The 9,912-nt window shown below is 63.8% G+C and carries 10 protein-coding genes; 8 read left to right on the forward strand and 2 right to left on the reverse strand.

What is annotated here, in order from left to right; all coding sequences use genetic code 11:
* Positions 1 to 90, reverse strand: a 90-nt coding sequence (locus B4E36_RS22650; RefSeq protein WP_345900843.1) for a LysR family transcriptional regulator, incomplete at its 3' end; no start/stop codon positions are given.
* A 112-nt stretch (positions 91 to 202) separates the two neighbouring features.
* Between B4E36_RS22650 and B4E36_RS22655 the strand changes: the two genes are divergently transcribed.
* The 8 genes from B4E36_RS22655 to B4E36_RS22690 all read left to right on the forward strand — a co-directional run bounded on the left by B4E36_RS22655 (position 203) and on the right by B4E36_RS22690 (position 8,103).
* Entirely contained in the window at positions 203 to 1,228 is a 1,026-nt protein-coding gene (locus B4E36_RS22655) for a D-cysteine desulfhydrase (RefSeq protein WP_292058926.1), read from the forward strand.
* Positions 1,229 to 1,243: 15 nt separating this feature from the next.
* Positions 1,244 to 2,446 carry a DegT/DnrJ/EryC1/StrS family aminotransferase gene (locus B4E36_RS22660; RefSeq protein WP_292058927.1) on the forward strand — a complete coding sequence of 401 codons (1,203 nt, stop codon included), beginning with the start codon at positions 1,244 to 1,246 and terminating at the stop codon, positions 2,444 to 2,446.
* 1 nt (position 2,447) lies between these two features.
* Entirely contained in the window at positions 2,448 to 3,143 is a 696-nt protein-coding gene (locus B4E36_RS22665) for an aspartate/glutamate racemase family protein (RefSeq protein WP_292058928.1), read from the forward strand.
* 90 nt (positions 3,144 to 3,233) lie between these two features.
* Positions 3,234 to 4,220: a taurine ABC transporter substrate-binding protein gene (gene tauA / locus B4E36_RS22670; protein WP_026173397.1), complete on the forward strand. Its 987-nt coding sequence runs from the start codon at positions 3,234 to 3,236 to the stop codon at positions 4,218 to 4,220.
* Between the two features lie 63 nt (positions 4,221 to 4,283).
* Positions 4,284 to 5,072: a taurine ABC transporter ATP-binding protein gene (locus B4E36_RS22675; protein WP_018064343.1), complete on the forward strand. Its 789-nt coding sequence runs from the start codon at positions 4,284 to 4,286 to the stop codon at positions 5,070 to 5,072.
* The gene (locus B4E36_RS22680) at positions 5,069 to 5,965 is read left to right on the forward strand and encodes an ABC transporter permease subunit (RefSeq protein WP_292058929.1); all 897 of its coding nucleotides are present in this window, start codon (positions 5,069 to 5,071) and stop codon (positions 5,963 to 5,965) included. Before B4E36_RS22675 ends, B4E36_RS22680 begins: the two co-directional genes overlap by 4 nt.
* A gap of 54 nt (positions 5,966 to 6,019) precedes the next feature.
* Positions 6,020 to 7,327 (forward strand): histidinol dehydrogenase, encoded by a 1,308-nt coding sequence (gene hisD, locus B4E36_RS22685; protein WP_292058930.1) that lies wholly within the window; start codon positions 6,020 to 6,022, stop codon positions 7,325 to 7,327.
* Positions 7,324 to 8,103 carry an alpha/beta fold hydrolase gene (locus B4E36_RS22690; protein WP_292058931.1) on the forward strand — a complete coding sequence of 260 codons (780 nt, stop codon included), beginning with the start codon at positions 7,324 to 7,326 and terminating at the stop codon, positions 8,101 to 8,103. Before hisD ends, B4E36_RS22690 begins: the two co-directional genes overlap by 4 nt.
* Positions 8,104 to 8,120: 17 nt before the next feature.
* Here the strand turns inward: B4E36_RS22690 and B4E36_RS22695 are convergent, their stop codons facing one another.
* Complete coding sequence (locus B4E36_RS22695) at positions 8,121 to 9,620, reverse strand: TolC family protein (RefSeq protein WP_292058932.1); 1,500 nt, start codon at positions 9,618 to 9,620, stop codon at positions 8,121 to 8,123.
* Positions 9,621 to 9,912 lie beyond the last annotated feature (292 nt).

The following is a 9,912-nucleotide window of genomic DNA, read 5'->3' on the forward strand; positions in this document are numbered from 1 at the left end:
CGGCTGGGTGACGTTGCGCCGCGCGGCCGCCGCATTGAACGAGCCGGTCTCCACCACCGCGAGGATATCCTCGAGCCATTCAAGCCGCATGCAAGCCTCCTAATATGCACATCCTGCATTTTATCGCGCGAAAACGGCATTTGATCAACGAAAGGAAATGCGCAAGATTTGAAATCACGCAATTTGATCAAGGTTGGTTTCCATGCATCTCGCCCGTTTTCCCCGCGTTCACCTGGCCCACCTGCCGACGCCTCTGGAGCGGCTCGACCGCCTGACGGCGGAGCTCGGCGGCCCCGAAATCTGGATCAAGCGCGATGACTGCACCGGGCTTTCGACCGGCGGCAACAAGACCCGCAAGCTGGAATTCCTGATGGCCGAAGCCCAGGCGATGAAGGCCGACCTCGTGATGACCCAGGGCGCGACCCAGTCCAACCATGCCCGCCAGACGGCCGCCGCCGCCGCCAAGCTCGGCATGGCCTGCCACATTCTGCTTGAGGACCGCACCGGCTCCAACGACCCGAACTACAATGAAAACGGCAATGTCTTCCTCGATTACCTCCACGGCGCCACCGCCGAAAAGCGCCCCGGCGGGCTGGACATGAATGCCGAGATGGAAGCCGTCGCAGACGAGATCCGCAAGTCTGGCAAGTCGGTCTACACCATCCCGGGCGGCGGCTCGAACGCCACCGGCGCGCTCGGCTATGCCAATTGCGCGCTGGAACTGGTCTATCAGGCCAATGAACGCGATCTCGCGATCGATCATCTGGTGCACGCCACCGGCAGCGCCGGCACCCAGGCGGGCCTGATCGTCGGCCTGAAGGCGATCAACGCGCAAATCCCGCTCTTGGGCATCGGCGTGCGCGCCCCGAAGCCGAAGCAGGAGGAAAACGTCTACAAGCTTGCGCTTGCGACCGCCGAAAAGCTCGGCTGCCCGGGCGTCGTCGCCCGCGAGGATGTGGTCGCCAATACCGATTATGTCGGCGAGGGCTACGGCATCCCCGCCCCCTCCACGATCGAGGCGATCGAGATGTTCGCCCAGGTCGAAGGGATCCTTCTGGACCCGGTCTATTCGGGCAAGGGCGCCGCCGGACTGATCGACCTGATCCGCAAGGGCATGTTCAAGAAAGGCGAAAAGATCGTTTTTCTCCATACCGGCGGTTCGGCAGGATTGTTTGGCTATACAAGCGCCTTCACCTTCGATCATACTGCCACCGTCGCCGCCGAATAGAAGGTTATTTCCTTTATGGCACCGAAACCGTTTGCGGGCACGTTTACCCAGCAGGAACCGCTTGGCGAGGCGGCGATTGCCGCGGCTATCCGCGTGCTCGAAAGCGGCAGGCTGCATCGCTACAATACCGTCGCCGGCGAAACCGCAGAGGCGGCTCTGTTCGAGGCGGAGTTCGCCGCCTTTCAGGGCGTGGATTACTGCCTCGCCTGCGCATCGGGCGGCTATGCCATGCATATCGCGCTGATGGCGGCGGGTCTGAAGCACGGCGAGGCTGTGCTGACCAACGCCTTCACCCTGTCGCCGGTGCCCGGCGCGATCGTCAACGCCGGCGGAAAGCCGGTGCTCGTCGAATGCACGCGCGATCTGGTGATCGACCTTGACGATCTGGAGAAGAAAGCCGTCGGCGCGCGATTTCTGCTCCTCTCCCACATGCGCGGCCATATCGCCGACATGGACCGGCTGATGGCGATCGCGGACCGTCACGGCCTTAGGGTGATCGAGGATTGCGCCCACACGATGGGGGCAGACTGGAACGGCACGAAAAGCGGCAATTTCGGCCTTGCCGCCTGTTTCAGCACCCAGACCTACAAGCACATGAATTCCGGCGAGGGCGGGTTACTCACCTCCAACGACCCGGATTTCATGGCCCGCGCCATCATCCTCTCCGGCTCCTACATGCTTTACGAGCGCCATGGCGCGGCGCCCGCCAGGAGCCATTTCGAAAAGGCCCGGCTCGAAACGCCCAATTGCTCGGGCCGGATGGACAATCTGCGCGCCGCGATCCTGCGCCCGCAACTCGCCGGACTTGAAAAGAATATCGAGCGCTGGAACGACCGCTATAGCACCATCGAGACAGCGCTGAAGGCCTCCGGCCTGTTCCATCTGCCCGAGCGCCCGGCGGCGGCGCATCCCGTCGGCAGTTCCATCCAGTTTCTGGTGGAAGGCATCGCGCCCGACGCGGCCCGCGCCTTCGTGGCCAATGCGAAGGCGCTCGGCGTCGAGCTCAAATGGTTCGGCGATGCCGATCCCGTCGCCTTTACCAGCAATCATCATAGCTGGCGCTTCATCGCCGATCAGGCGCTGCCTAAGACCGATGCCGTGCTTTCCGGCCTGTTCGACATGCGCATCCCGCTGACCTTTTCCATCGCGGACTGCGCCCAGATCGCCGCGATCATCATCCATTGCGGCGAGCAACTCCGCCTGAAGGGAGCTGCCTGACATGCGGCGGATCGGGATTATCGGCGGCATGGGGCCGGAAGCGACGGTGCTTCTGATGAGCCGTATCATCGCCGCCACGCCAGCCAGGGACGATGCCGACCATGTGCCGATGATCGTCGACAACAACCCGCAGGTTCCCTCGCGCATCAAGGCGCTGATCGAGGGCGGTGGCGAGGACCCCGGCCCGGTGATTGCCGGCATGGCGCAGAAGCTCGAGGCCGTCGGGGCGGAAGCGCTTGCCATGCCCTGCAACACCGCCCATCATTATGCCGACGAAATCCGCAACGCGGTCGCCATTCCCTTCATAGACATGGTGAGGCTGACGGTCGACGCGATCAGTTCCGAAACCCGGCCCGGCGCGAAGATCGGCATGCTGGCCTCGCCCGCCCTGCGCATCACAGGGGTTTTCACCGATGCCTTCGCCGGCACCGGGCGCATTCCGCTTCATCTTGCCGACGACAGCCCCCTTCTGGAGCTGATCCGCCATATCAAGATCCACGGCGCGGATGACAATGCCCGCGCGCAGATGACGGTGGCTTCCCGCGCGCTGATCTGCGAAGGCGCGGACATGCTGCTGATTGCCTGTTCGGAATTGTCGCTGGTCTCAGGCGCAGTCGATCCGGCGGCCCATTCCATTGACACGATCGATCTTCTGGCCGGCGCATGCATCGCCTTTTCAAGCGGGCAGGAGACGTGACAGAATAACGGCTGAACCTGCAATGCGGGAAGCGGTCTCAGCCTCAACAACAATAACAATGCCCGCGCCAAACCAAATCTGGAGAGTGGAATGTTGAAAACTTTGATGACTGGCGTGATCGCAGGCTCGGTCACCGTGCTGATGTCAGGCGCCGCCTTTGCAGAAACAGTGATTATCGGCCATTTCGGCAACCCGACGCCGATGCAGCTCTTGGCCTCGTCCGACGCCGTTGAACAGGCGACCGGCTGGGATGTCGAGTGGCGCAAATTCGCCGCCGGCACGGATGTGATCGCCGCCATGGCATCCGGCGACGTGGTTCTGTCCGAACTCGGTTCCTCGCCGCTCGCCATTGCCGCCAGCCAGGGCGTGGACCTGCAGATGATCGCGTTTTCGGATGTGATCGGCAAGGCGGAATCCCTGATCGTGGCCAAGGATTCCGGCATCGAGACGCTGGCCGACCTCAAGGGCAAGCGGATTGCCGTGCCGGTCGGCTCGACCGCGCATTTCTCGCTGATGGGCGCGCTGAAGCATGAGGGCATCGCCGAGGGCGACGTCACCATCATGAACATGCCGCCGGATCAGATCGCCGCTGCCTGGGAACAGAACGCCATCGACGCCGCCTGGATCTGGCAGCCCGTCCAGGCGCAGATTTCCGAAACCGGCACGCTTCTGCTCGGCGCGGACGAAACCGCCGCCTGGGGCTACCCGACCTTCGACGCCTGGGTGGTCAACACCGAATTCGGCGAAGAGAACAAGGACCAGATCGTCGCCTTCCTGAAGGAGGTCGACCGGGTCAACAAGGAGTATCTCGCCGATCCCTCGAAATGGACCGCCGACAGCGAGCCGGTGAAGACGCTCGCCGAGGCGACCGGCGCCGACCCGTCACAGGTTCCGGGCATTCTCGAAGGCTTCGCCTTCCTGCCGCTGTCGGAACAGGTTTCCGATACCTGGCTCGGCGGCGCTGCCGAGACCATCAAGGGTACGGCCGAGTTCCTGAAGTCCGCCGGCCGCATCGATAACGTCGCCGAAGACTACGCGCCCTTCGTCAACGTCGACTACGCCGAAGCCGCGAAATAGGCCCGGCAATCTCCACGCAACGCCCCCGGCCCGCAAGGTCCGGGGGCAGATGGGACCACGATCATGGTGTTGGAAATCAACAGGGCCTCCGTCGTCTATCCCTCCGCCAGCGGAAACGCGCCGGTGGAGGCGCTCCGGGAGATCGACCTTTCGCTTGGCGAGGGCGATTTCGTCGTGGCGCTGGGCGCTTCGGGCTGCGGAAAATCGACGCTCCTCAATCTCATCGCGGGTTTCCTGTCGCCGACCAGCGGCGAGATTCTGCTCGACGGCCACAAGGTCGAGGGCCCCGGCGCCGACCGCTCGGTGGTGTTCCAGAAACACGCGCTGATGCCGTGGCTGACAGTGCGCGAAAACGTCGCCTTCGGGCTGAAGCTGCAGGGCCGCCCCAAGGCCGAGCGCGACCAGATCGCCGAAAAATTCATCGCGCTGCTCGGCCTTACAGGCTTCGAGGATTCCCCGATCTATGCGCTGTCGGGCGGCATGCAGCAGCGCATCGGCATTGCCCGGGCGCTGACCTGTGACCCGCGCGTATTGCTGATGGACGAGCCGCTGGGCGCGCTCGATGCGCTGACCCGCGAAAAGGCCCAGGAACTCATTCTGAAAATCTGGGACAACACCAGAAAGACTGTGTTCTTCATTACCCATAGCGTCGAGGAAGCGCTCTTCATGGGCACGAAGCTGATCGTGATGTCGCCGCGCCCCGGCCGCATCACCCACCGCTTCGACCTGCCCTTTTCCCGCCAGTTCATTGAGGGTGCCAAAGCGCGCGAGGTCAAGGCCTCGCCGGAATTCATCAAACTGCGCGAGGAGGTGCTGTCCATCATCTTCGCCGATGAGGAAGACGCGGCATGAGCGATATCACCAAGACCAAGCCGGCGGAGACCGAAGCGCCCGCGCCGCGCAGGAAAAGCGGCGGCCTCATCGCGCGCCTTGCCAAGGGGCGGGCGACGCGGCCGGGCGAGACCTACGGCGTGCCGGGCTATGGCGACACGATGATCCTCAGCTTCGTCACCATCCTCGTCCTGATCGGGATCTGGTGGGCTGTCACCGCGCTCGGGCTGGTAAAGCCGCTATTCGTACCGTCGCCGGTGGCGATCGTGGCGAAGTTCTTCGACACGATGCAGAACGGTTTCACCGGCACGCCGCTCTACGTCCATATCCTGATTTCCGCCGCCCGCGTGTTCAGCGCTTTTCTTCTGGCCTGCGTGATTGGCATACCGCTGGGGCTTGCCATGGGCATGAGCCCGCTGGTGCGTGGCATTTTCGATCCGCCGATCGAATTCTACCGCCCGATCCCGCCGCTTGCCTATCTGCCGCTGATGATCATCTGGTTCGGCATTGGCGAGACCTCCAAGGTGCTGCTGATCTTCCTGTCGGTGTTCGCGCCGGTGGCGCTCGGCGCCCGTTCCGGGGTCAAATCGGCGGCGATCGAGCAGATCCATGCCGCCTATTCCTTCGGCGCCAGCCGCTGGAAGGTGATGCGCTACGTGATCCTGCCGTCCGCCCTGCCGGAAATCCTGACCGCCATGCGCATCGGCATCGGCTTCGGCTGGACCACGCTGGTGGCCGCCGAAATGGTCGCCGCCACCAAGGGCATCGGCTATATGGTGCTGTCGGCCTCGCAGTTTCTGCAGACCCCGACGGTGATCATGGGCATCATCGTGATCGCCGCCATCGCCTATGCCTTCGACATGCTGATGCGCTTTCTCGAGCGCAGGCTGGTGCCATGGAAGGGCAAGGCCTGACCGCCCTGCCCTGTTTCCGTTTCCTGCAATATCCCGACGTGAAGGGGGTGTTTCGTGCCGCGTACATATCTGAAAAAGGCGCTCAAGACCGCTGAAAGCGATGCCGCCGCCGTGACCGGGATCGTCCAGGGCATTCTCGACGAGATCGAGGCCGGCGGCGAGGCTGCGGCGAAAGCCTATGCCGAGAAATTCGACCGCTATCATGGCAATAACGTCGTCACCCGCGCGGAGATCGAGGCGGCCGCGGCCAGCCTGCCGCAGAAGCTGAAGGACGATATACGTTTCGCCCATGACAATATCCGCAAATTCGCGGAGGCCCAGAAGGCGACGCTGAGCGAGACCGAAATCGAGATCGCGCCCGGTTTCTTCGCCGGCCAGAAGATCATCCCATGCCAGGCCGCCGGCTGCTATGTGCCGGGCGGGCGCTACAGCCATGTCGCCTCGGCGATCATGACGGTGACGACGGCCAGGGTCGCTGGCTGCCAGCACATCACCGTCGCCTCGCCGCCCCGGCCGGAAACCGGCGTCCATCCCGCCATTCTCTATACCGCCGATCTATGCGGCGCAGACAGCATTCTCGCCATGGGCGGCGTGCAGGGCGTGGCGTCGATGGCGTTCGGCCTGTTCGGCCAGCCGAAGGCCGATATTCTGGTCGGTCCCGGCAACCAGTTCGTCGCGGAAGCCAAGCGCATCCTGTTTGGCCGCGTCGGCATCGACATGTTCGCGGGCCCCACCGACAGCCTGGTGATCGCGGATGCCAACGCCGATCCGAAAATCGTCACGGCCGATCTCGTCGGCCAGGCCGAGCACGGCTATAATTCCCCGGTCTGGCTGGTGACAGACAGCGCGGCGCTTGCCGAGAAGGTGATGGCACTCGCCCCCGGCCTGATCGACGCCCTGCCGGAGCCGAACCGGGCGAGTGCCGAGGCCGCCTGGCGCGACTATGCCGAGGTGATCGTCTGCGATACCCGTGAAGAGGTCGCCGCCACCGCCGACGACTACGCGCCGGAACATCTGAGCGTGCAGGCCGAGAACCTCGACTGGTGGCTTGCCCGGCTGAAATGCTACGGCTCGCTGTTCCTCGGCGAGGAGACCACCGTGGCCTATGGCGACAAGGCCGCCGGCACCAATCATGTGCTGCCGACATCGGGCGCGGCGCGCTATACCGGTGGGCTTTCGGTGCACAAGTTCCTGAAGGTGGTGACCTGGCAGCGTTCAAGCCGGGACGCCTCGAAGCCGGTGGCGCTCGCCACCGCGCGGATCTCGCGGCTTGAGGGCATGGAAGGCCACGCCCGCACCGCCGATATCCGGCTGGCGAAATATTTCCCCGGCGAGAATTTCGACCTCTCGGCGGTCGAGTGAACGGGGTGGGTCCGCTCATCTGCCGAGACGAGGGCGAAGGCCCCGCGCTGGTGCTGGTGCATGGCTATCTCGGCGGCGCGGGCATGTGGGACGGCCAGTTCGCAGCCTTCGCCGCGCGCTTCCGCTGCATCGCGCCAAACCTTGCCGGCTTCGGCGCGAGCAGCCATCTCCAAGCGCCCGAAAGCATTGAAGGGCACGCCCGGCTGGTATTCGAGACGCTGGATGCCCTCGGCATCGATCGCTTCCGCCTGCTCGGCCATTCCATGGGCGGCATGGTGGTGCAGCAGATGGCGGCAATGGCGCCGGAGCGGATCGAAAAGCTCGTTCTCTATGGCACGGGACCGGTGGGCGTTCTGCCGAACCGGTTCGAGACGATCGAAACCTCCCGCCGGCGCATCCGCTCGGAGGGGCTGGCGGCGACCGCCGCCCGCATCGCCGCGACATGGTTCATGAAGGGCGCCGACGCGGAAGGTTATGCCGTCTGCCTCGCCGAAGGCGCGCGCGCCAGCCTACAGGCGGCACTCGCCAGCCTCACCGCCTGGGAGCATTGGGACGGCACCGCGGCGCTCAAGCATTTTGACATGCCGACGCTCGTCGTCTGGGGCGATGGCGACTGCTCCTATGGCTGGAGCCAGCCGGAAACGCTCTGGAAAACCATCCCCGGCTGCCGCCTCGCCGTCGTGCCCGGCGCGGCGCATAACGTGCACATGGAAAAGCCGGAGATTTTCAATATGATCGTTGCGGACTTTCTATCCGAAGACAGTTGCCCGGCATAGACGCCTGGCACCTTTCGCTAACCCGCCTCGGGAAAAAGTGTCTTACTTCCGATCGCATTTGTTACCGGAAGCGACCCGGGTTGCGAGGGTTCTTCCGCTTTTTCCGACGCAGCCGCCTCCTCCTCACCGACATCGACGCCGAAACTGTCGATGGGATAGCCGTACAGCGTCACATTGGACAGGCCGAGAGCGGAGCGGAGCGTGCCGCCGGTGAGATGGCATTGCAACAGTGCGATGTCGAGGTCGCGCTCGCTGTCGCTGCGCTCGATCAGGGCGTTGTAGTAATCCTCCTCCGCATCCAGCAGATCGTTGAGGTTGCGGGTGCCGAGATCGAAATACTGGCTGCGGTAAAGCGCCCGTGTCTGATCGAGCAATTTCGTCTGGGTGTTCGCGGATGCAATCAACTGACGGGCGTTGGTCATGGCCGTTCCGGCGTCAAGCGCATCGAGCGAGGCGGTCTGGCGCACCTTGTCGAGGCGCGCCTTCGCGGCGGCAAGAGCGTCCTCGGCAGCCCTTCTCGCCGCTTCGATCGCGCCCCCCTGCCACAGCGTCGGCAGCACGTTGAAATTGATCCCCACCCTGAAGCCATCATCATAAAGCGGCTGGCGGCCATAGGCCTCGGCCGAGACGCCGGGCAGTCGCGCCTTCTGGGCGTCTTCATATTCGAGCTGGGCCTGGGCGATTTCCAGATGCGCCAGCGCCACGTCCGGAAGCGTATCGGGCACCGTCGGCGCCGGCGTGCAGGCTCCTGGGACCTTCTCCAAGTCCACATTGAGATCGATGGCGAAGGGCCCCGAATATTCACGAAGCTGATTGGCGGCCCGGTCGCGCTCGGATTGCATTTCGAGCAGATCGTGACGCGCCTTCTCCAGGCTGTTTTGCGCCGCCAGCACATCCGGCTGGGTGGTGGCGCCGGCCGATGCGCGCTGGCCGATCAGATTGCTCAACTCGCCGAGCCGCTTGACCCGTTCCTGGTCTATTTTGACATTGCTGCGGTAGCGGCTGAATTCGGCGTAGGCGGTCAGCACGTCCATCAACACCTGATCGGCATTGGCCTGAAACTCCAGCACGGCTTCCTGCGCGGAAAGGTCGGCGCGCGCCACCTCGCGGTCTGTCCTGCCGAAATCGAAAAGCAACTGGTTGGCCGAAAGCACGAAGGACGGATCGTCGGCATCGCCGACGCCACCGGTCACGCCGCCGCTGACCGTCGGCAGGTAGCCGCCCTTGGCGACATCGATATTGCCTGTTGCCTGGCGAATGGTGGCGGCGCTCTCGATCATCGCCGGACTCTGGTACAGCGCCACCTGCACCAGACCGTCAATGCTCTGGCCGGCCGCCGTCAGGTCCGCAGGCTTGTCGATTTCCGGCCGCTCCTGCTGGATCGATCCGGTCCTGTCTTCGAACGATACGGAGGGTCGTCCAGCCCCACTTGTCGAGCAACCGGCAACGCCGACGCAAAGTGCGAGCAACAGACGCCGTGCGGCGGGAGCCGCACAGTGCATAATATATTGTGTCACCGCGGTTCCATGCTATGCGGTCTTGAGAAAGCGCCCAAAACCGGCCTCCCAGGACTGCTTTGTTCCCGAGCGGACAACGCACGCACAGATTGCTGCGGGAGAAGAACGAATCAGTTATGATTCAACATAACCGATTGATTCGTTATCCACAACTTAGTTGCGACCGATCACGAGGTCTCTGCACTGCGGGCGACGCCATACGGTTTCTTCAACCGCGTTGCCATTGCCGAACAGCACCTTGTACTGGCAGACGATCTCGCCGTCCTCCGCCGTGACGAATTTGAGATTGTAA

The organism is Martelella sp. UBA3392, from assembly GCF_002358775.1.
Classification (GTDB): domain Bacteria; phylum Pseudomonadota; class Alphaproteobacteria; order Rhizobiales; family Rhizobiaceae; genus Martelella; species Martelella mediterranea.

Excerpts from the sequence above, each read along its gene's own strand:
- B4E36_RS22655 (WP_292058926.1), top strand. The coding sequence starts at position 203 with ATGCATCTCGCCCGTTTTCCCCGCGTTCACCTGGCCCACCTGCCGACG.
- B4E36_RS22660 (WP_292058927.1), top strand. The coding sequence starts at position 1,244 with ATGGCACCGAAACCGTTTGCGGGCACGTTTACCCAGCAGGAACCGCTT.
- B4E36_RS22665 (WP_292058928.1), top strand. The coding sequence starts at position 2,448 with ATGCGGCGGATCGGGATTATCGGCGGCATGGGGCCGGAAGCGACGGTG.
- tauA (WP_026173397.1), top strand. The coding sequence starts at position 3,234 with ATGTTGAAAACTTTGATGACTGGCGTGATCGCAGGCTCGGTCACCGTG.
- B4E36_RS22675 (WP_018064343.1), top strand. The coding sequence starts at position 4,284 with ATGGTGTTGGAAATCAACAGGGCCTCCGTCGTCTATCCCTCCGCCAGC.
- B4E36_RS22680 (WP_292058929.1), top strand. The coding sequence starts at position 5,069 with ATGAGCGATATCACCAAGACCAAGCCGGCGGAGACCGAAGCGCCCGCG.